This window comes from Sphingomonas sp. 77B, from assembly GCF_056497825.1.
Genome location: NZ_JBWMBY010000001.1, coordinates 3,197,391 through 3,216,821, shown reverse-complemented (window position 1 = coordinate 3,216,821; position 19,431 = coordinate 3,197,391). Strand labels below are relative to the sequence as shown.

Annotated in this window: 19 protein-coding genes and 1 riboswitch; of the genes, 13 read left to right on the top strand and 6 right to left on the bottom strand. The window is 67.4% G+C overall.

All coding sequences use genetic code 11. The annotated features are described in order from the left end of the window. Position 1: 1 nt before the first annotated feature. Positions 2-1,177 (bottom strand): glycine cleavage system aminomethyltransferase GcvT, encoded by a 1,176-nt coding sequence (gene gcvT / locus AC1GI4_RS15145; RefSeq protein ID WP_479630048.1) that lies wholly within the window; start codon positions 1,175-1,177, stop codon positions 2-4. 162 nt (positions 1,178-1,339) lie between these two features. Then, a riboswitch (glycine riboswitch) is annotated at positions 1,340-1,448 on the bottom strand. A gap of 420 nt (positions 1,449-1,868) precedes the next feature. Between gcvT and AC1GI4_RS15140 the strand changes: the two genes are divergently transcribed. Further along, positions 1,869-2,795, top strand: a complete 927-nt coding sequence (locus tag AC1GI4_RS15140; protein WP_479628293.1) for an IS110 family transposase — start codon at positions 1,869-1,871, stop codon at positions 2,793-2,795. A gap of 23 nt (positions 2,796-2,818) precedes the next feature. On the opposite strand, the gene AC1GI4_RS15135 is transcribed toward AC1GI4_RS15140, so the two are convergent. After that, complete coding sequence (locus AC1GI4_RS15135; RefSeq protein ID WP_479630047.1) at positions 2,819-3,457, bottom strand: hypothetical protein; 639 nt, start codon at positions 3,455-3,457, stop codon at positions 2,819-2,821. Between the two features lie 102 nt (positions 3,458-3,559). Here AC1GI4_RS15135 and ispH point away from each other — a divergent pair, with 102 nt between their 5' ends. The 4 genes from ispH to AC1GI4_RS15115 all read left to right on the top strand — a co-directional run bounded on the left by ispH (position 3,560) and on the right by AC1GI4_RS15115 (position 6,635). After that, a complete protein-coding gene (gene ispH, locus AC1GI4_RS15130) occupies positions 3,560-4,528 on the top strand; it encodes a 4-hydroxy-3-methylbut-2-enyl diphosphate reductase (protein ID WP_479630046.1) in 969 nt (322 codons plus the stop codon). A gap of 3 nt (positions 4,529-4,531) precedes the next feature. Then, positions 4,532-5,485 (top strand): homoserine kinase, encoded by a 954-nt coding sequence (gene thrB, locus AC1GI4_RS15125; protein ID WP_479630045.1) that lies wholly within the window; start codon positions 4,532-4,534, stop codon positions 5,483-5,485. Next, positions 5,482-5,919: a ribonuclease HI gene (rnhA, locus tag AC1GI4_RS15120; RefSeq protein WP_294202730.1), complete on the top strand. Its 438-nt coding sequence runs from the start codon at positions 5,482-5,484 to the stop codon at positions 5,917-5,919. The genes thrB and rnhA overlap by 4 nt, the downstream gene beginning before the upstream one ends. A gap of 98 nt (positions 5,920-6,017) precedes the next feature. Further along, on the top strand, positions 6,018-6,635 hold the full coding sequence (locus AC1GI4_RS15115; protein ID WP_479630044.1) for a hypothetical protein: 618 nt from the start codon (positions 6,018-6,020) through the stop codon (positions 6,633-6,635). A 6-nt stretch (positions 6,636-6,641) separates the two neighbouring features. On the opposite strand, the gene AC1GI4_RS15110 is transcribed toward AC1GI4_RS15115, so the two are convergent. The 3 genes from AC1GI4_RS15110 to AC1GI4_RS15100 are packed head-to-tail and all read right to left on the bottom strand — an operon-like array spanning position 6,642 to position 8,864. Beyond that, entirely contained in the window at positions 6,642-6,818 is a 177-nt protein-coding gene (locus tag AC1GI4_RS15110; RefSeq protein WP_076718339.1) for a YegP family protein, read from the bottom strand. A 25-nt stretch (positions 6,819-6,843) separates the two neighbouring features. Next, positions 6,844-7,929 carry an NAD(P)/FAD-dependent oxidoreductase gene (locus tag AC1GI4_RS15105; RefSeq protein WP_479630043.1) on the bottom strand — a complete coding sequence of 362 codons (1,086 nt, stop codon included), beginning with the start codon at positions 7,927-7,929 and terminating at the stop codon, positions 6,844-6,846. After that, the gene (locus AC1GI4_RS15100) at positions 7,926-8,864 is read right to left on the bottom strand and encodes an alpha/beta fold hydrolase (RefSeq protein ID WP_479630042.1); all 939 of its coding nucleotides are present in this window, start codon (positions 8,862-8,864) and stop codon (positions 7,926-7,928) included. The genes AC1GI4_RS15105 and AC1GI4_RS15100 overlap by 4 nt, the downstream gene beginning before the upstream one ends. Before the next feature lie 50 nt (positions 8,865-8,914). On the opposite strand from AC1GI4_RS15100, the gene AC1GI4_RS15095 reads away from it, so the two are divergent. The 8 genes from AC1GI4_RS15095 (at position 8,915) to AC1GI4_RS15060 (ending at position 16,432) form a co-directional block, all read left to right on the top strand. After that, positions 8,915-9,409 (top strand): A24 family peptidase, encoded by a 495-nt coding sequence (locus AC1GI4_RS15095; protein WP_479630041.1) that lies wholly within the window; start codon positions 8,915-8,917, stop codon positions 9,407-9,409. Positions 9,410-9,460: 51 nt separating this feature from the next. Continuing rightward, positions 9,461-10,504, top strand: a complete 1,044-nt coding sequence (cpaB, locus tag AC1GI4_RS15090; RefSeq protein ID WP_479630040.1) for a Flp pilus assembly protein CpaB — start codon at positions 9,461-9,463, stop codon at positions 10,502-10,504. Between the two features lie 2 nt (positions 10,505-10,506). Continuing rightward, positions 10,507-12,045 carry a type II and III secretion system protein family protein gene (locus AC1GI4_RS15085; protein ID WP_479630430.1) on the top strand — a complete coding sequence of 513 codons (1,539 nt, stop codon included), beginning with the start codon at positions 10,507-10,509 and terminating at the stop codon, positions 12,043-12,045. Positions 12,046-12,071: 26 nt separating this feature from the next. After that, complete coding sequence (locus AC1GI4_RS15080) at positions 12,072-12,749, top strand: CpaD family pilus assembly lipoprotein (protein WP_479630039.1); 678 nt, start codon at positions 12,072-12,074, stop codon at positions 12,747-12,749. Beyond that, positions 12,746-14,011 (top strand): CpaE/TadZ family protein, encoded by a 1,266-nt coding sequence (locus AC1GI4_RS15075; RefSeq protein ID WP_479630038.1) that lies wholly within the window; start codon positions 12,746-12,748, stop codon positions 14,009-14,011. The genes AC1GI4_RS15080 and AC1GI4_RS15075 overlap by 4 nt, the downstream gene beginning before the upstream one ends. Before the next feature lie 5 nt (positions 14,012-14,016). After that, complete coding sequence (locus AC1GI4_RS15070; protein ID WP_479630037.1) at positions 14,017-14,997, top strand: type II secretion system F family protein; 981 nt, start codon at positions 14,017-14,019, stop codon at positions 14,995-14,997. Continuing rightward, on the top strand, positions 14,998-15,990 hold the full coding sequence (locus tag AC1GI4_RS15065; RefSeq protein WP_294273503.1) for a type II secretion system F family protein: 993 nt from the start codon (positions 14,998-15,000) through the stop codon (positions 15,988-15,990). Between the two features lie 79 nt (positions 15,991-16,069). Beyond that, positions 16,070-16,432 carry a hypothetical protein gene (locus AC1GI4_RS15060; RefSeq protein WP_479630036.1) on the top strand — a complete coding sequence of 121 codons (363 nt, stop codon included), beginning with the start codon at positions 16,070-16,072 and terminating at the stop codon, positions 16,430-16,432. Positions 16,433-16,656: 224 nt separating this feature from the next. On the opposite strand, the gene ppdK is transcribed toward AC1GI4_RS15060, so the two are convergent. Continuing rightward, complete coding sequence (gene ppdK / locus AC1GI4_RS15055) at positions 16,657-19,317, bottom strand: pyruvate, phosphate dikinase (RefSeq protein ID WP_479630035.1); 2,661 nt, start codon at positions 19,315-19,317, stop codon at positions 16,657-16,659. Between the last annotated feature and the right edge of the window lie 114 nt (positions 19,318-19,431).

The window sequence follows — 19,431 nt, the reverse complement described above, 5'->3', positions numbered from 1 at the left end:
GTCACTTGGCTCCTGAACGAACGTAACGATGGGGGACGAACGGCATGGCCGTGACGGTGGCGTCATGGGTCTTGCCGCGCTGAAGCAGTTTGACGGTGGTGCCGGGGGCAGCCAGCTCGGTCGGCACATAGGCCATGGCGATCGGCGCACCCATCGAGGGGGCGAAACCGCCGCTGGTCACGCGACCGATGACCGAACCATCCTCGGCGACCACCGACGCGCCCTCGCGCACCGGCTGGCGGCCCGCGACGGTCAGGCCTACGCGCTTGACGGCCGGGCCATTCTCACGCTCGGCGAGGATACGCTCGGCACCCAGGAAGTCGGCCGCCTCGCGGCGCTTCTTGGCGAGCGCGAAGCCGAGATCGGCCATCACCGGCGTCGTCTCGGGGTCGAGGTCATGACCGTAGAGCGGCAGCCCCGCCTCCAGACGCAGCGAGTCGCGCGCGCCCAGGCCGATCGGCTTCACCTCGGCCTGCTCGCAGAGCAGGTCGGCAAAAGCGGCGGCATGCTCGGCCGGGATCGAAATCTCGTAACCGTCCTCGCCGGTATAGCCCGAACGGCTGATCCACAGCGGCACGTCGTTCCAGGTGAAGTCGGCGGCGGTCATGAACACCAAAGCCTCGACGCCCGGCACGATCCGCGCCAGCGCATCGACCGCCTTCGGCCCCTGGAGCGCCAGCAGCGCCTGCTCGTCGAGCAGGTTCAGCGTCGCATCGTCGGGGATGAAGTCGAGCAGATAGGCAATGTCGTCATACTTGGTCGCACCGTTGACGACCATGTAGAGTTCTTCCGCGCCATCGAGGGTGCGCTTCGTCACCATCAGGTCGTCGAGGATGCCGCCCTCTTCGTTCAGCAGCAGCGAGTAGCGGTTCTTCCGATCGCCAAGGCCGGCGATGTCGCCCGGCAGGACCTTTTCCAGCGCGGTGATGACGGGACCAAGACCATTCTCACCGGTGAAGACCACCTGGCCCATATGGCTGACGTCGAACAGGCCCGCCGACTCGCGGGTCCAGAGATGCTCGGCCATGATGCCTTCATACTGGACCGGCATCTCGTACCCGGCGAAGGGGACCATCCGCCCGCCGCGCGCACGATGCCATGCGTCCAGCGGCAGCGTCTGGATGATGTCCTGACCCTCGGGGGCGTCTTCTACGTTCAGGTCTGCGGTATCAGTCACGGGGCCGGTCTCCGTCAAAGGGTGTCGGCTGGGGACGCAAATGTCCTTACCCGATCCGATCCCCCTCTGTCACGGAACCTGAGAGCTTTCGCCGGAAATTCCGGCTTACCCCTTCGGTGGCGCGACAGCCCGAGGCCGAGGCGCGCTTTCCAGAGTGTCGATGGCGATCGCGCGGTCCCATTTGCCTGAGAGATTCCGGGGTGGTTGCTCCTTCGGCGGCCGGGTTTTCGTCACCTGAAAGATGAACCCGGCGCTCTCCCGCGCGCGCCTATGTCGGACATGTCCGACATCGACGCCGCGCCCTCTGCCGGGCGGGTTTGCCGAAGTCAATCGGGAACGGCGGCGCGTGCGATCAATGTTGTGGATTGTCGGATCGGTGGGGAGATGCCCCTCCACCACTCGCTTCGCGAGCGGTGCCCCTCCCCATCAGAGATGGGGAGGATTTGCACGCGACATTCATTCCTCCCCAAGTTGTGCTTGGGGAGGGGGACCGCGCCCGCAGGGCGTGGTGGAGGGGCGCCCCCCCCCCCTGTCTGATGCGACGGTGGTATGAAGATGTTGCGGAAGGGAGCCCGTCCCCCCCGAGGGTCTGGAGCCCGATAGGGAGCAAGGGTCCCTTCCGCGTTGGTCACAACCCTGAACAGTTGCTTGGGACTGCTGATCCCGCACGACATGGACAGGAGCCTATACCATGCCACAAGCCGTTATCGGCTGCGACCTTTCGCGTGCCGTCATCGACATCTGCGAGCTGCCATCGGGCCGGATCGGGCGGATCGCCAATACACCGGATGCCATCGCCGTCTGGCTCGACACGCTCGACCACGACATCCGCCTTGTCTTCGAGGCGACCAGTGGTTGCGACGGTGACCTGATCGCCGCGCTGGCGACACGCGGCCATCCCTTCTCGCGCGTCAATCCGCGTCAGGCCCGCGAGTTCGCCAGAGCCACCGGCACGCTGGCCAAGACTGACCGCGTCGATGCCCGCGTGCTCGCGCAGATGGGCGCAGCGCTGAACCTGCCCGCTACCATCCCGCTCAGCCCTGCCCGTTCACGCCTGGCCGATTTCCTGCGTCGCCGCAGACAGTTGGTCGACATGCGCAAAGCCGAAAAGCTGCATCGCCACAGCGCAGGCCAACCCGAAATCGCACAAGCCATCGAAGCCATGATCGACCTGCTCAGCCAGCAGATCGCCCAGCTCGACCGCCAGATCGCAGGCTTCATCGCCCAGGATCGGGCCCTGTCCGAACAGGCCCAGCTGCTGACGGCTGTTCCCGGCATCGGGCCCACCGTCCTGGCAACCCTGCTCGGTGAACTTCCCGAACTCGGCACGCTGTGCCGTCGAAAGATCGCCTCGCTCGCCGGCCTCGCTCCCCACGCCCGCGAAAGTGGCACATGGCGCGGCGCCAGGCGCATTTGGGGCGGGCGGCGCAAGGTCCGCGAAGCCCTCTACATCGCCGCCCTCAATGCCTCACGGCGCATCCCCGTCCTCACCGCTATGCGCGACAGGATGCGAGCCAAAGGCAAGGCGCCAAAGACCATCCTTATCGCCGTCGCACGCCAACTCCTCGTCATCCTCAACGCCATGATCCGAAAGCGACAGCCTATCGCTCTCTCATGAGCATCACAGTTGCCCCCGCGAAATTATCGGGTCGCGTTGTACCGCAGCTGCGCATCGGTCAGCTGGAACCCGACCAGCGCCTCGAAGCTGGCGCTCGCCACGGCCTGGCGCACCTCGGGGTTGGTCAGCGGATCGACCGCCGCATCCTCGTCCCCGGCCTTGCGACGGCGGGTCAGCTTTTCGCGGACATCGTCGGGCAGCGTCGCCGCCGCACGCGAAATGGTGGTGGACGCCTCCCCCGCCACCTGGCCACGCGCCTGGCCCGCGTCAAAATGTACGTTCACGCGGCCGACCCGCTTGGCGACCACGTTGGTCCCGCCGCGCACGATCGCGATATAATAGGGCAGCACCACGTCGCGTGCCGCCGCGGTGTCGGTACGCCGCGCCTCGACCTCGAAGCTGACCGTCGTCACGATGTCGGCTCCCGCGTCGGCGCAATTGCCGCGGACATTGGTCATGTTGGCGATCAGGTCGATCGACCGCTCATCCGTGGCACCCGGGGTCTTGAACAGCGTGATGTCGCCGGTCCCCGCCGCGACGCCGACCACCGGGCATGCCGAGCGGACGGCGGTGATGCCGCCCGAGGCGTCGATTTCACCCGTGCGGGCGCAGCCCCCCAGAATGAGCGCAAGGGCAACGGGAGCGAGAAACGATGCTTTCACAGGTCGAAACGCCTATTCTGGATGCCGAAGCAGGATGCCGGTTTGGTCGCCAGCATAGGAACCGGCTTGGACGCGCGCAAGCAATGGCGTAGAGCCGCATCCATGACCGCATCCCTGACCGACGCCCCGAAGCCGCCGCTCGACCTGTTGATCGCCGCCCCGCGCGGCTTTTGCGCAGGCGTCGACCGCGCCATCCGCATCGTCGAACTCGCGATCGAGAAACATGGCGCGCCGGTCTATGTCCGGCACGAGATCGTCCACAACAAGTTCGTGGTCGACAGCCTGAAGGCCAAGGGGGCGATCTTCGTCGAGGAACTGGACGAGGTGCCCGAGAATGCGCATGTCGTGTTCTCCGCGCACGGCGTGCCCAAGTCGGTACCCGCCGATGCCGAAAGCCGGGGCCTCGAATATTTCGACGCCACCTGCCCGCTCGTCTCCAAGGTGCATCGCCAGGCCGAGCGGCTGGTCGAGATGGGCCGTCACATCGTCTTCATCGGCCATGCCGGACACCCGGAAGTCATCGGCACCTTCGGGCAGGTGCCGCAAGAATCAATGTCGCTGGTCGAGACGGTCGCCGATGTCGAGGCCTTCACCCCGGCCGATCCCGACAACCTCGCCTTCCTGACCCAGACCACCTTGTCGGTCGACGACACCGCGGCGACGATCGAGGCGTTGCAGCGGCGCTTCCCGACGATCCAGGCGCCGCGCGGCGAGGATATCTGCTACGCCACGTCGAACCGCCAGGCCGCCGTCAAGGCGATCGCGGCCGAGTGCGACGCGGTGCTGGTGATCGGCGCGCCCAACTCCTCCAACTCGCTGCGGCTGGTCGAAGTGGCCGAGCGGGCGGGCAAGCGCGCGAGGCTGATCCAGCGCGCCGCCGAACTCGACTGGGCGTTCCTGGACGACGTCAAGACGCTGGGCCTGACCGCCGGTGCCTCCGCCCCCGAGCTGCTGGTCCGCGAACTGGTCGATCGCCTGTCGGAACGCTTCACCGTCACCGAGCGTGAGGAAGAGACCACGCGCGAGACCATCGCCTTCAAGCTGCCGCGCGGGCTGGAAGCGGCCGCCTGATCCATGGCCGTCTATACGCAGGTTTCGGCCGAGGCGCTGTCGGCGTTTCTGGCACGCTATGACGTGGGCGAGTTGATCTCCGCCAAGGGGATCGCCGAGGGCGTCGAGAACAGCAATTATCTGGTCGACACCACGACCGCGCGCTTCATACTGACCCTGTACGAAAAGCGCGTGGCGGCGGGCGACCTGCCCTTCTTCCTCGCGCTGCTCGACCACCTGGCGGCCAAAGGCCTGCCCGTGCCGCCCGCGATCAAGGACCGGCAGGGCGTCGAGATTCAGGAACTGGCGGGTCGCCCCGCCTGCCTGATCCAGTTCCTGACCGGCGTGTCGCTGTCGCACCCCACCCCGGCCCAGGCGCTGGCGGCGGCGGATGCGATGGGCGCGATGCACCGGGCGGTGCAGGACTTCCCGCAGAGCCGCGCCAATTCGATGGGCCATGCCAGCTGGCGGCCGCTGTTCGCGCAATGCGGCCGCGATCTCGACCGGATCGAGCCGGGCCTGCACGACGCGATGGGTGAGGCGCTGGACTCAGTGCTGGACGGTTGGGAAGATCAGGCGCTCGACACCTGCGTCATCCATGCCGACCTGTTCCCCGACAATGTGCTGGTGCTGAGCGACAAGGTCACCGGGCTGATCGACTTCTACTTCGCCTGCACCGACTACCGCATCTCCGATCTCGCCGTCATGCACTCCGCCTGGAGCTTCGATGCCAGCGGTACTGCCTATGCGCCCGAGATTGGCGCGGCGCTGGTCGAGGGATATGCGCGCCACTTCCCGCTGTCCGAGACCGAGCGCGCGGCGTTTGCGCGGCTGGCGATGGGCGCGTGCCTGCGCTTTGCCCTGTCGCGGGCATGGGACTGGCTGAACACGCCCGCCGACGCGCTGGTGACGCGCAAGGACCCGCTGGCCTATTGGCGGCGCTATATCGCGTATCGCGACGGAAAGGCGGGCCTGTGACCCCGGTCGAGATCGCTACCGATGGCGCGTGCAAGGGCAATCCCGGCCCCGGCGGCTGGGGCGCGCTGATCCGATCGGGCGCACACGAAAAGGAATTGTCCGGCGGCGAGGCGCTGACGACCAACAACCGCATGGAGCTGATGGCCGCGATCGAGGCGCTGAACGCCCTCAAGCGCCCCTGCGCCGTCACGCTGTCGACCGACAGCCGCTATGTGATGGACGGCCTGACCAAGTGGATTCACGGCTGGAAGCGCAATGGCTGGCGCACCGCGGACAAGAAGCCGGTCAAGAACGCCGAGCTCTGGCAGGCGCTGCTCGCCGCCGCCGAGCGCCACCAGATCGAATGGAAATGGGTCAAGGGCCATGCGGGCCACCCGGACAATGAACGCGCCGACAAGCTGGCGAGCGACGCGGCGGAGACGTTTCGAAAGTAGCGACCTCTTGCCCGGATGACGAAAATTGGCAGTCGGGTCCATCCGACTGTCATGCGGCCTGCGCTACGTCCCCATGACAGAGAATAAGGGGACGTGTCTTGTTGATCGCCGCCGCCATTGCGACCGTCTTTGGCGTCGGTATGTTTGGCGACGGCACGAGTACACAACCACCGGGTCAGCTACAGGCTCTGGTCCGGTCGTCCGGCTATCAGGGCAACATTCAACGCCTGTTCGCCGCCCTGCCCGCCGATGTGTTCCAACGCTGTCCCACGCTGATTTCCGCAGGATCGACCGTCACCGTGCTCGCTCCGGTTCGTTTCGCGCCGGATGGCTATCCGGTAGCGGGCGCCTGGAAACAGAGCTTTCCCGTCCGTGGATGCGACAACGACACGACCATCAATATTTTCTTCCGGGGCCAGCCGGACGAGAAGATCACCAGCATTGTCGCTTTGCCGGGTGACACCCATGCCGATCCGACGTTGCAACGCGACGCATTACGCTATGCATGGCTGGCAGCCAAAGCGGTCGCGCCGAATTGCGTGACGCCGCATGTCCGTCATACTCGTTATGACGGTTTAGTCGCGACCGCCGATAAGGCATGGCACGAAAGCTGGATCGTCGCGGCCTGTGGTCAGAATGTCGAGGTGCCGATCACCTTCACCCCCGATCCGACTGGCACTCGGATCACGACGCAAATGGCCCGCCCGCTGCGCTGACCCGCCTTATTCCGGTTCATGGATCGGCGCGTTCGGGCCGTTCTTCAGGACCGACTCGATCGCGTTGCGGGCACCGGCCTTGCTGGCATAGCCCTCGGTCCACCAGATGAGTTCGCTGTTGTAGCGGAATTTGGCGACATACTCGCCCGCCTTGTTCTTCTCGATCGCAAAGCTGTGCGCCATGGTGATCTCTCCTGAAAAGAAGCGATCAACGCATAGCAGGAAATCGCCCCGCGCCATAGCGTTCGGCGTCCAGCCCTTCGGGCACATCCCCCTCGCCCAGCAATAGCGCCGCCGCCATCGCCGATGCGGCGGGGGCGGTCTGGATGCCGAAGCCGCCCTGCCCGGCGCACCAGAAGAAGCCCGGCGTCTTATGATCGAATCCGTACACCGGCGCGCGATCGGGAGCGAAGCTGCGCAGACCCGCCCAACGGCGCTCCACCGCTTCGACGCGCCAGTCGACGACCTTCTCCAGCCGGTCGATGGCGACCGCCACGTCCCATTCCTCCGGCGCGATGTCGCACGCCGCGCTCGGGCTTTCGTCATGCGGGGTCAGCCAGAGCCGCCCGCCCGCCTCTGGCTTGAAATAGAAATTCCCCGCTATGTCGACGACATGGGGAAGTCCTTCAGGCGCGGGCGGGTCGGTGCGCAGTTGCACCATGGTCCGGCGATAGGGGGTGATGCCGATCGGCGCGACGCCCGCTAGCTTCGCCACCTCGTCCGCCCACGCACCCGCCGCGTCGACCACCAATCTGGCGAAGAACAGCCCGGCGCGGGTTTCCAGATGCCAGGCGCCGTCGCGCCGACCGGCGCCCGTCACGGCGGCGTCCGTCCTGATTTCCGCCCCCGCCGCCTTTGCCGCCGCCAGGTAATCGGCATGGAGCGCGGCGACGTCGATATAGGCGCAGCTCGGCTCCCAGACGCCGTGGACCCATTCGGGGCGAAGGCCGGGAATATGCGACGCCGGGTCGACGCGGGACAATTCCACCCCGCTCCCGGCGAAATCGGCGAGCAGTCGCTCGATCCGCGCGTCATCCTCTGCGCGCCCGACATGCAGCGAGCCGAGCGGGGTCAGATACCCCCCGTCGCGCAGCGCGGCCCCCGACGCCGTGGTCAGCGGCTGCACCGCCGGGCCGCCATAGGTTTCCGACCAGAAGGCCGCCGAGCGCCCCGTCGCATGGCGGCCGGGCATATCCTCCGCCTCGAGCAGCAGGACGCGCGCGCGCGGGCCGATCGCGGCGGCAAGGCTTGCCCCGGCCATTCCGGCCCCCACGATCGCGACATCGTGGATCACGTCGTCAGACCGTCCAGAAAGCCATCGATCGCCGCCAGCGCGCGCAGCCGCACCGGATCGACTTCACGTAGCAGTTCATGCGCCGCCTCGGGTCCGAAGCGCTCGACCCGCGCGCCGATCCGGGCGGCGATGGCCAGGGCCGCACGCGGATCGACCAGCCGATCCGCCTCGGCGACCAGCATCAGGCTGGGCAGTTTCACCCGGTCCAGCCGGGGATCGCGATCGAGCGCCCGAATCGATCGCATCGCAGAGGCCAGCCACCCCCAACTGGGCGGTCCCAGCGCCAGTTCGGGCTGCTGGCGATACCAATAGCCTTCATCCTCGAAACGCTCGACATCATGGGTCAGGTTGCGCTGGCGGGTGTGATGGCCGGGCCCGTCCTTTGCCTCCCAGATGCCGCGCTCGGCCCGGCCCAGTGCGTTCATCAGGCCGATGATCCCCGCCCCCAGCAGTGCCCCCGTCGGCAGGCGCAGGCCCAGCATCGGCGCGACCAGGATCAGCGCATCCGGATCGACCGCGCGCTCGACCACCGCGCGCAAGGCCAGATGCCCGCCCATCGAATGCCCCAGCAGGACATGGGGCAGATCACCCGCCAGATCCTCGGCACGCCACCCGGCCCAGAACGCCTGCAGATCCGCGACCAGTATCGAGAAATCACCGCCGTGCCCGACATGGCGATCGGCCAGCAGCCGCCCCGACCCGCCCTGCCCGCGCCAGTCGAAGGCGGTCACGCTCCAGCCCCGCGCGACCAGATAGGCGAAAACCTCCAGATATTTTTCGATCACATCGGCGCGGCCGGTCTGGAACAGCAAACGGCCGCGCGGCGCATCGGCCGTCCAGTCGAAGCGCCGATGCTCCCATCCGTCGGGGGCGCGCCAGCGTGACAGCGTGGCGGCGGCCGGGAAACTGCGGCGAAGGGACAGGCTATCGGTCATCCATGTCCCGGTTACGGTTTTGAAAGCCCTGCCGTCTAGGGCCTGATGCCATGGAATGGACCATAATGCGTATCGCGCTGCTGGGGGCGCTCATCCTGCTGCTGGTGTCGGCGGGGATCGAGGATGCACGCACCCGCGAGATCGCCGACGCCAAGAACATCGCCATCGCGCTGCTGGCTCCGCTCTGGTGGTGGACCAGCGGGCTGGCGGTGTGGCCCGGCATGGCGGTGCAGATCGTCGTCGCGCTGGCGGCGTTCCTGTTGTTCGCCCAGGCCTTCCGCATCGGCATGATGGGCGGCGGCGACGTGAAGATGATCGCGGCCATCGCGCTGTGGCTGCCGCTGCCATCGCTGTTCCGCATGATGCTGGTCATGTCGATCGCGGGCGGCGCGGTCACGATCGCGATGCTGGTCGACCACCGCCTGCGCCTGCGCAAGCAGGGCGATTCGGCGGCGGCGATCGAGGTGCCCTACGGCGTCGCCATCGCGATCGCCGCGCTGATGATCCTTCAGGAACCGTTATTTAACCCCTTTCCCACTATTTAACCGCCCCTATCGAACCGGGCAAAGGGCTCGGCCAAGGCCGAAGAACGCAGGATGGACAGTCGCAAAGTGTTACTGCTGGTCGGGGCCCTGCTGATTGCGGGGATCACGGCCCTATTCGCCCGAACCGTCACATCCGGTAGCAGCGTGCCCGTCGCGCAGGCCGTGACGGCGGTGACCGCGCCTGCGCCGGGCACCGAGATACTGGTGGCCACGCGCACTCTGCCGGTCGGCACGATCATCGATCCCACCGCGCTGAAATTCCAGCCCTGGCCCAAGGACATGCTGGCCGGTGCCTATTATGTGAAGGGTCAGGCCGATATCGCCAAATTGCAGGGCAATGTGCTGCGCTATGCGATCACCGCGGGCCAGCCGCTGACCCAGGGCGCGGTCGTCAGCCCCAGCGATCGCGGCTTCCTGGCCGCCGCGCTGACGCCCGGCATGCGCGCGGTGACCGTGCCGGTGTCGGCGCAGACGGCGGTGGCAGGCTTCGTCTTTCCCGGCGACCGGATCGACATGGTGCTGACCCAGGATGTCGTGGGCGGCGGCGACGGCCCTCCGCTCAAGGTGTCCGAGACGATTCTGCGTAACATCCGCGTGCTGGCGACCGACCAGCGCACCGACAACCAGGCGGAGGACGGCAAGACGCCGGTCCACACCTTCACCACCGTCACCGTCGAGGCGACGCCGAAAATGGCCGAAGAGCTCGCCGTCGCGCAGACGGTCGGCACCCTGTCGCTGTCGCTGCGCGCCCTGGCCGAGCGGCCCGCCGACCCGAATGGCAAGGGCGATGCGCAGCCGATGGTCGACCATGCCTCCTATGTCACCGGCGCCGACGTGTCGCGCTATCAGCGGCGCACCGTACCCGGTCGCCAGAGCGGCTCGGTGCCCAGCCACGGGACGATCGCGATGGCGGATGGAACCATGGCGGATGGATCGGCCGTCCCGACCTCCGGCGCCATGACCACCGGGATCGCCACCGCCGCCCGCGCGATGCGCGGCCTGCCCGACAATGCGGGCGTCCGGGTCGCGCGGGGCAGCGGCAGCGGTTCCGCCGCCTCCGCGCCCAGCGCCATGCCCATGGGGGGTGGAAACTGATGATGCCGCTACGATCGATGCTTTCGCGCGTGCCTCGCACCTCGGCCTTCGTGCTGGTGCTGGCACCGCTTCTGCTTGCCCCCGCCCCCGCGCGCTCGGCCCCGACAGGGCCGGGCGGCGATGCCCCGGCGCGCGACGGTTCGGGCGCCTTGGAGATCAATACCGGGCGGGCGCGGCTGATTACCCTGCCCCGGCCGATGACCGACCTGTTCGTCGCCGATGACAGCATCGCCGACGTGCAGGTCCGCTCGCCGACCCAGCTCTATATCTATGGCAAGAAGCCCGGCGAGACGACGGTGTCCGCCACCGCGCGCGGCGGGGCGGTCGTCTATGCCGCGACCGTCCGGGTGGGCAACAATACCGATTCGATCGGGCGGATGCTGAAGCTGGCCATGCCCGAGGCGCAGATCACCGCCACGCCGATGAACGGGTTGATCCTGCTGACCGGCACCATCGCCTCGCCCGACGATGCCGCCGAGGCCGAACGGCTGGTCCAGGCCTATGTCGGCAAGGACAGCAAGATCATCAGCCGGTTGAAGACCGCGACCCCGCTCCAGGTCAATCTTCAGGTCCGCATCGCCGAGGTGAACCGCAGCTTCGTAAAGCAGATCGGCGTCAACCTGCTGAACCGCGATTCCAATTCCAGCGGCTTCGTGTTCGGCGTCGCATCGGGGCGTAATGCGGGGACCATCGCCGACGTCACCGATGCCGCCGGGGCGGTGACCGGCACGCGGTATACGTTCAACCCCGGTTCGCAGCGGACGACGCTGGGCCTCGGCGGGCGCGTGCTGGGCATGGACCTGCTGGGTGCGATCGATCTGGGCGAAACGCTGGGCCAGGTATCGACGCTGGCCAATCCCAATCTGACCGCATTGTCGGGCGAAACCGCGACCTTCCTGGCGGGTGGCGAGATTCCCATTCCGCTGTCAACCGGCTTCGGCGCGGTGTCGGTCGAATATAAGCAATATGGCGTCAGCCTGTCCTACACGCCCACGGTCCTGTCCGACGGCCGCATCTCGCTGCGCGTCCGGCCGGAGGTGTCGCAGCTGTCGTCGCTAGGCGCGGTCACGATCAGCGGCACCTCGATCCCTGCGCTGACCACCCGGCGGGCCGAAACCACGCTGGAGCTGGGTTCGGGCCAGAGCATGATGATCGGCGGCCTGCTGTCCAGCTCGCGCGACAATTCGATCGAGAAGACGCCGTGGCTGGGCGACCTGCCGCTGATCGGCTCGCTGTTCCGATCGAACGCCTTCAAGCGCAACGAGACCGAGCTGGTCATCATCATCACCCCCTATCTGGTGAAGCCGGTCAACTCGCCCTCGGACATCGCGTTGCCGACCGACGGGATGCGCTCGCCCAACGACGCCGAACGCGTGCTGCTGGGCCGGATGGGCAGCGGCGGCCCGGAGCCGCGCCCCGTGCCGACCATGGCCCCCCCGGTGCAGGGCCGCCCGATGGCCGCCGGAGCGGCGACCACGCCCCCCGCCGCCGCCGCGCTGCCCGTCCGCAAGAATGTGCCGATGCCGGGCTTTTCCGAATGACCGCCTGCCCAAGGATAATGCGCCCCATGCGTCCTTCCTCGCTTCTCGCGCCGCTCGGCCTCTTGCTGATGACCGGCGGCTGCATGAGCGGCAGTCAGCCGGGGATGGAGTCGGTCCATCAGCCGGTCGTGTCGCAGACCGACTATGTGCTCGACCTCGCGTTGTCCGGCGACCGGCTGGCGGCGGATGAGGACCGGCGGCTCGACGGCTGGGCGCGCAACCTGCATTTGGGCTATGGCGACCGTGTTGCCGTCGAGGACCCGGCGGGCGACGGCCCCGCCGCGTATCGCGAGGTGGCGAACATCGTCGGCCGCTATGGCCTGGTGCTCGGTCAGGCTTCGCCGATCGCGCGTCGTCCGGTGGCGCCCGCGACCATTCGCGTGGTCGTGACGCGCGCTTATGCGACCGTGCCGGGATGTCCCGATCTGCGCAGCGATACCGTGCCCGATGTGGACGGTCGGACCTCGTCCAACCATGGTTGCGCGATCAATCGCAACCTGGCCGCGATGGTCGCCAATCCGACCGATCTGGTCCAGGGCGTCGGCGGTACGGCGACCAGCGATCCCGCGACCGCAACCCGCGCGGTCAAGGCGCTGCGCAACGCGCCGCCGACCGGAAACGGCGGCACCGTGCTGCGCGATCCCAATACGATCCAGACCGGCGGCGCAGGTGCCCCGGCACCCGGTGCGGGAGCCATGCAGTGAACGCCCCCTGGAAACCCGGCATGCTGACCGTCCGCGCCCCCTTCCTCGCCTTCGTCAGCGACGAATGGACGGCCGAGGCGATCCGTCCGCTGGTCGCCGAACAGGGCTGGTCGGTCGACAAGGTCATGAAGGGCGGCCTGTCCGGGGCGATCCAGTCGCTGTCGGTATCGGCCAGCCCGCTGATCCTGCTCGTCGACCTGACCGAAACCGACGATCCCGCCAGCGAGATCAACAACCTGGCGGAGGTCTGTGAGCCCGGCACGATCGTGATCGCGATCGGCCCAGTCAACGATGTGCGCCTGTACCGATCGCTGGTGACGAGCGGGCTGCACGATTATCTGCTGAAGCCGCTCAATCCCGACCAGTTGCGCGATACGATCGGCCAGGCGCGCGCCATGGCCCATGCCCCCCGCCCCCTCGACACCGCACCGGAAAAGGCGCCTTGCACCGTCGCGGTCGTCGGCGTGCGCGGCGGCGTCGGGGCCTCGACCATCGCGACCTCGCTCGGCTGGCTGATGGCCGAACGGCTGGAGCGGACGACCGCGCTGCTCGACCTCGACGTGCATTTCGGCACCGCCGCGCTGGCGCTCGACCTCGAGCCGGGGCGCGGGCTGGTCGATGCGATCGACAATCCCAGCCGCATCGACGGGCTGTTCCTCGAACGCGCCATGGTCAAGGCGTCCGAGAAGCTGGCGATTCTGTCGGCCGAAGCGCCGATCAACGCGCCCGTCCTGACCGATGGCCTCGCTTTCGCCCAGTTGCAGGACGAGATGCGCCTCAATTTCGAGACGACCATCGTCGACCTGCCGCGCGGCCTTATGATCCAGCAGCCGATGCTGGTGGGATCGGCCCAGACCATCGTGCTGGTCACCGATCTGACCCTGGCCGCCGCACGCGACACGATCCGCCTCCTTGCCTGGGCCAAGGCGCATGCGCCCCAGGTGACGGTTCTGACCGTCGCCAACAGGGTACAGCCGCCCGCGCAGAGCGAGATCAGCCAGAGCGATTTCGAGGGTTCGATCGAGCGCGCGCTGGATTTCGTCATCCCCTATGACCCCAAGCTGGTCGTCCAGGCCGCCAAGGTCGGCAAGCCCATCGCAGAACTGGGCCGCACGTCGCGCACTATCGCACCGCTGATCGAATTGACGCAGCGTCTCTGCGCCTCGGCCGAAGGCGGTGGGGCGGGCAGCCCCGCCCGGCGCGGGCTGCTCGATCGGTTCGACCTGAAATCGCTGCTGAAGAAGCGGGCGCGGGCCGACTGACCACCATGTCGATGACCGCGACCCTGATCTTGGCCATGGGCGTCTTCCTGACGCTGATGCTGGCGATGTCGGCCCTTGCCACCCCAGCTCGCTCGCGCAGCCAGACGCGGCGGCTGGCGGCGCTGCGCGGTCGCGTCGCGCTCGACCTCGGCAAGCCGCTGGAGGCGGTGACGGCCTCGCGCGGGATCGCGCTGGCCGGTGACACGCGGATGGACAAGGCGTTCGGCCGCCTGCTTCCCAATCCGGCCAAGCTCGCCACACGGCTGGACCGCACCGGGCGGGACTGGACGGTCGGCCAATATGGCATGGCGAGCGCGGGGCTGGCGTTCGGCCTGATGATCCTGCTGATGATCCTGGGCTGGTCGTTCTTCACCGCCCTTCTGGTCGGGCTCGGCATCGGCCTCTGGCTGCCGCACATGGTCGTCGGGCGAATGATCGCGAAGCGCCGCAACAAGTTCGTCACGCGCTTTCCCGATGCCATCGAGTTGCTGGTCCGCGGCCTGCGCTCGGGCCTACCGATCTCCGAGACGATGGCGGTCGTCGCGCTGGAGCTGCCCGGCCCGATCGGGGACGAGTTCCGCGCCGTCACCGACCGGATGCGGATCGGGCGCAGCATGGACGCGGCGCTTCAGGAAACCGCCGACCGGCTCGACATTCCCGAATTCCGCTTCTTCGTCATCGCCATCGCCATCCAGCGCGAGACCGGCGGCAACCTGGCCGAGACGCTGTCCAACCTGGCCGACGTGCTGCGCAAGCGTGCGCAGATGAAGCTGAAGATCAAGGCGATGTCGTCCGAATCCAAGGCATCGGCCTATATCATCGGGTGCCTGCCCTTTGCCGTGTTCGGCATGATCTGGATGATAAACCAGCCCTATATGGCACGCTTTTTCGTCGATCCCCGCCTCATGGTGGTCGGCGCGGCGGGCTTTATCTGGATGGGCCTGGGCGCCTTCATCATGTCCCGCATGATTAGCTTCGAGATCTGAATGACCGCTCCCGCGCCCACCCCTTTCGGCCTGGATCCGGCATCGCTCACCGCGTTGCTATGGGGCCTGTGCATCTTTGCGCTGCTGGTCGCGGGCTATGCCCTGATCGGCAGTCGCGATCCGATGACGCGCCGGGTGCGGGCGCTCAACGAACGGCGCGAGTTGCTGAAGAACGGCATCGTCAGCGCGCCCAAACCCCGCGCGCAGCTGATCGACCGCGCCACCCTGCTGGACCGGATGCGCAAGGTCCTGGGCGCGCTGAAGATGCTTCAGGACGAACAGCTCAAGGCCGTCCAGATCAAGCTGCTCCAGGCGGGCATCCGATCGAAGGACATGGCGGTCGCGGTGATCTTCGGACGGCTCGTCCTGCCGATCGTGCTGGGCGGGGCGATGGCGCTTTGGGTCTATGGGACCGAGGATTTCGCCGATTGGAGCGGGTTCAGCCGCTACATGATCGTCGCGGGCACGCTGGTCCTGTCCTATAAGGGCCCCGACCTGGCGTTGAAGAACCAGGTCGACAAACGCACCGCCGCGATCCGCAAGGGGCTGCCCGACGCGCTCGACCTGATGGTGATCTGTGCCGAGGCGGGCCTGACCGTCGATGCCGCCTTCGCCCGCGTCGCGCGCGAGCTGCGCCGCGCCTATCCCGAGCTGGGGGATGAGTTCCAGCTTACCTCGGTCGAACTGGGCTTCCTGACCGACCGGCGGCAGGCGCTGGAGAACCTCGCCATGCGGGTCAACCTCGACTCGCTGCGCGGGGTCGTCACCACCATGATCCAGACCGAGAAATACGGCACCCCGCTCGCCAGCGCGCTGCGCGTGCTGTCGGCCGAGTTCCGGCACGAACGCATGATGCGCGCCGAGGAAAAGGCCGCGCGCCTGCCCGCGATCATGACGGTGCCGCTGATCCTGTTCATCCTGCCGGTGCTGTTCGTCGTGATCCTTGGCCCTGCGGCCTGTTCGATCAAGGATACGCTCATCGCCGGGCAATAGAACCGGCTTCGCAACCAGCGTGCCGCCCAGTCGTTGATCGGTCGTAACAGACCAAATTCAACAGGATGGGATCGACGCGATGCTGTTCACTTCGACGACACAGTTCGCCGTGCTGGGGCTGGTCCTCATCGCGGGTTGGCTCTTCGGGCTGGCGAGCCATCCGGGCGGCCGCAAATGGCGCACCCGCTATTCGACCGAGCGCGACGCGCACGCCGCGCAGGTGAAGGACACCGAGGCCAAGCTGTCGGCGGCACGAGACCGCATCGCCGAGTTGGAAAAGGAAAACCACCGGCTGGCGAGCGCCCAGCCGGTCGCGGCCGCGCCGGTGGTGGAGCGGGCACCCTATCGTCCGGTCGCATCCAGCGCCGCGCGTCCGGCCTATCCGGCGGGGGAGCGTCGTGGGTGGTTCGATTTCGGGAATCGTGTGACGACGCACGGGTGATGGTTTTTTGGGGGTGGGGCTCGGTGAGACACCCTGCCCTCCCCCATCCCCTCCCGCTTGCGGGAGGGGCGTGCCAAGTATGGCAGTTTGGCGTTGCAACCAGCCTACCGCTCCTGAAAGAGGCGAGCAGGTAGCCTCATAACGCTCCCCTCCCGCAGGCGGGAGGGGATGGGGGAGGGAAAGAGGCCAGGCCACACACTCGCCGACCCCCCCTCCCCCAAAAATCACCGCGCCTTCAACGCCGCCTGCGCTGCGGCCAACCGCGCGATCGGCACGCGGTACGGGCTGGCCGAGACATAATCCAACCCGACCTGCTCACAGAAGGCGATCGACGCCGGATCGCCGCCATGCTCGCCGCAAATGCCCAGCTTGATCCCCGGCCGCGTCGCGCGGCCACGCTCGGCGGCCAGGCTGACCAGCTCGCCCACGCCCTCGACATCCAGGCTGACGAACGGGTCCTTGGCGTAGATGCCCTTCTCGACATAGGCGCTCAGGAAACGCGCTGCATCGTCGCGACTGACACCCAGCGTGGTCTGGGTCAGGTCGTTGGTGCCGAAGGAGAAGAATTCGCCGACCTCGGCGATTTCGCCCGCCTTCAGCGCGGCGCGCGGCAGCTCGATCATGGTGCCGACCAGATACTCGACCGTCTTGCCGCGTTCGGCGAAGACCGCCTGCGCGGCCTTGTCGACCACCGCCTTCATCAGCTCCAGCTCGCGGCGCGTGGCGACCAGCGGGATCATGACCTCGGGGATCGGCGCCTCGCCCGACTTCTCCGCCACGTCCAGAGCCGCCTCGAAGATGGCGCGCGCCTGAATCTCGTAGATTTCCGGGTACGTCACGCCCAGGCGGCAACCGCGATGGCCGAGCATCGGGTTGAACTCGTGCAACTCGTTGGCCCGGCGCTTGAGCGTATCGACGTCGACGCCCGCCGCCGTCGCGACCTCGGCGAACTCGGCCTCCTGCTGCGGCAGGAACTCGTGCAGCGGCGGGTCGAGCAGGCGCACCGTCACCGGCAGGCCCGCCATCACCTCGAAGATCGCGGTGAAGTCGGCACGCTGTTCGGGCAGCAGCTTGGCGAGCGCCGCACGGCGCCCCGCTTCGTCCGACGCCAGGATCATCTGGCGCACCGCCGTGATCCGCGCGGCGTCGAAGAACATATGCTCGGTGCGGCAAAGACCCACGCCCTCCGCACCGAAATCGCGCGCGGTCTGGCAGTCGAGCGGCGTTTCCGCATTGGCGCGCACCTTCAGACGACGGACCTGATCGGCCCATTCCATCAGCGTGCCGAAATCGCCCGCCAGCTCGGGCTGCACGGTGGCGACCGCGCCGACCATCACTTCGCCGGTCGACCCGTCGAGCGTCAGGATGTCGCCTTCGCGCACCTCACGGCTACCCACACGCAGCAGCTTGGCCTTGTTGTCGATCGACAGGCTGCCAGCGCCCGACACGCAAGGCCGACCCATGCCGCGTGCGACGACCGCCGCATGGCTGGTCATGCCGCCGCGCGCGGTCAGGATGCCCTTGGCCGCGTGCATGCCGTGAATGTCTTCCGGCGAAGTCTCGACACGGACGAGGATCACCGCCTCGCCCGCCGCCGCCGCGCGCTCGGCGGCATCGGCGTCGAACACCACCTTGCCCGACGCCGCGCCGGGCGACGCGGGCAGGCCCTTGGTCAGCACATCGCGCTTGGCATCGGGGTCCAGCGTCGGGTGGAGCAGCTGGTCGAGCGCCGCCGGATCGACCCGCGCGATCGCTTCCTCGCGGGTGATGAGGCCTTCATTCGCCATGTCGACCGCGATCTTCAGCGCGGCCTTGGCGGTGCGCTTGCCCGAACGGGTCTGGAGCATCCAGAGCTTGGCCTGTTCGACCGTGAACTCGATGTCCTGCATGTCGCGGTAATGGGTTTCGAGCTGGTCGAAGACGGCGGCCAGCTCGGCGTACACTTCCGGCATCGCCTCTTCCATCGAGGCGGGCTTGGCGTTCGCTTCCTCACGCGCGGCCTTGGTCAAATACTGCGGCGTGCGGATGCCCGCGACCACATCCTCGCCCTGCGCATTGATGAGGAATTCGCCGTAATAAGCGCGGTCGCCCTTGGACGGGTCGCGCGTGAAGGCCACGCCCGTCGCCGAGGTGTCGCCCATATTGCCGAAGACCATCGCCTGCACGTTGACGGCGGTGCCCCAGTCGGCGGGAATGTCGTTCAGGCGGCGATAGACCTTGGCGCGCTCCGACTGCCACGATCCGAACACCGCGCCGACCGCGCCCCAGAGCTGGTCGTGCACGTCCTGCGGGAAGGGCTTGCCCCATTGTTCCTCGACCAGACCCTTATAGGTCGTGACCAGCGCCTTCCAGTCCTCGGCCGACATCTCGGTATCGAGGGTGAAGCCATTGTCTTCCTTGGCGATCTCCAGCGCTTCTTCGAAGGCACCGTGATCCAGCTCCAGGACGACATCGGCATACATCTGGATGAAGCGGCGATAGCTGTCCCAGGCGAAACGCTCGTCGCCCGCTTTCTTCGCCAGCCCCTCGACCGTCTGGTCGTTGAGGCCGAGGTTCAGCACCGTGTCCATCATGCCCGGCATCGACACCCGCGCGCCCGAGCGGACCGAGACCAGCAACGGGTTTTGCGCGTCACCGAAGCGCTTTTCCGTCACCGCCTCGATATGCGCGATGCCATCGGCGACCTCGTCGCGCAGTTCCTGCGGAAACTGCTCGCCATCCTCATAATAGCGGGTGCACATCGCGGTCGAGATGGTGAAGCCCGGCGGCACCGGCAGCCCGATCGAGGCCATTTCGGCCAGGTTCGCGCCCTTGCCGCCAAGCAGGTTCTTGTCCCCCTTGCCGCCGTCCGAAACGCCGCCGCCGAAACGGTACACATAGGTCATCGGTTCGATCCTTTACTGGTCGTCACGTCCGACGCCCTGGGGACACAGGCGTCGGTGTTAATAAGGCGATATTGCCGGAGAGGAAGACAGGAACGTTTGCCCCCGCCTCCCGAT

Excerpts from the sequence above, each read along its gene's own strand:
- AC1GI4_RS15060 (WP_479630036.1), top strand. The coding sequence starts at position 16,070 with ATGCTGTTCACTTCGACGACACAGTTCGCCGTGCTGGGGCTGGTCCTC.
- AC1GI4_RS15100 (WP_479630042.1), bottom strand. The coding sequence starts at position 8,864 with ATGACCGATAGCCTGTCCCTTCGCCGCAGTTTCCCGGCCGCCGCCACG.
- ppdK (WP_479630035.1), bottom strand. The coding sequence starts at position 19,317 with ATGACCTATGTGTACCGTTTCGGCGGCGGCGTTTCGGACGGCGGCAAG.
- AC1GI4_RS15065 (WP_294273503.1), top strand. The coding sequence starts at position 14,998 with ATGACCGCTCCCGCGCCCACCCCTTTCGGCCTGGATCCGGCATCGCTC.
- cpaB (WP_479630040.1), top strand. The coding sequence starts at position 9,461 with ATGGACAGTCGCAAAGTGTTACTGCTGGTCGGGGCCCTGCTGATTGCG.
- AC1GI4_RS15110 (WP_076718339.1), bottom strand. The coding sequence starts at position 6,818 with ATGGCGCACAGCTTTGCGATCGAGAAGAACAAGGCGGGCGAGTATGTC.
- AC1GI4_RS15095 (WP_479630041.1), top strand. The coding sequence starts at position 8,915 with ATGGAATGGACCATAATGCGTATCGCGCTGCTGGGGGCGCTCATCCTG.
- AC1GI4_RS15140 (WP_479628293.1), top strand. The coding sequence starts at position 1,869 with ATGCCACAAGCCGTTATCGGCTGCGACCTTTCGCGTGCCGTCATCGAC.
- AC1GI4_RS15080 (WP_479630039.1), top strand. The coding sequence starts at position 12,072 with ATGCGTCCTTCCTCGCTTCTCGCGCCGCTCGGCCTCTTGCTGATGACC.
- thrB (WP_479630045.1), top strand. The coding sequence starts at position 4,532 with ATGGCCGTCTATACGCAGGTTTCGGCCGAGGCGCTGTCGGCGTTTCTG.
- ispH (WP_479630046.1), top strand. The coding sequence starts at position 3,560 with ATGACCGCATCCCTGACCGACGCCCCGAAGCCGCCGCTCGACCTGTTG.
- AC1GI4_RS15070 (WP_479630037.1), top strand. The coding sequence starts at position 14,017 with ATGTCGATGACCGCGACCCTGATCTTGGCCATGGGCGTCTTCCTGACG.
- AC1GI4_RS15085 (WP_479630430.1), top strand. The coding sequence starts at position 10,507 with ATGCCGCTACGATCGATGCTTTCGCGCGTGCCTCGCACCTCGGCCTTC.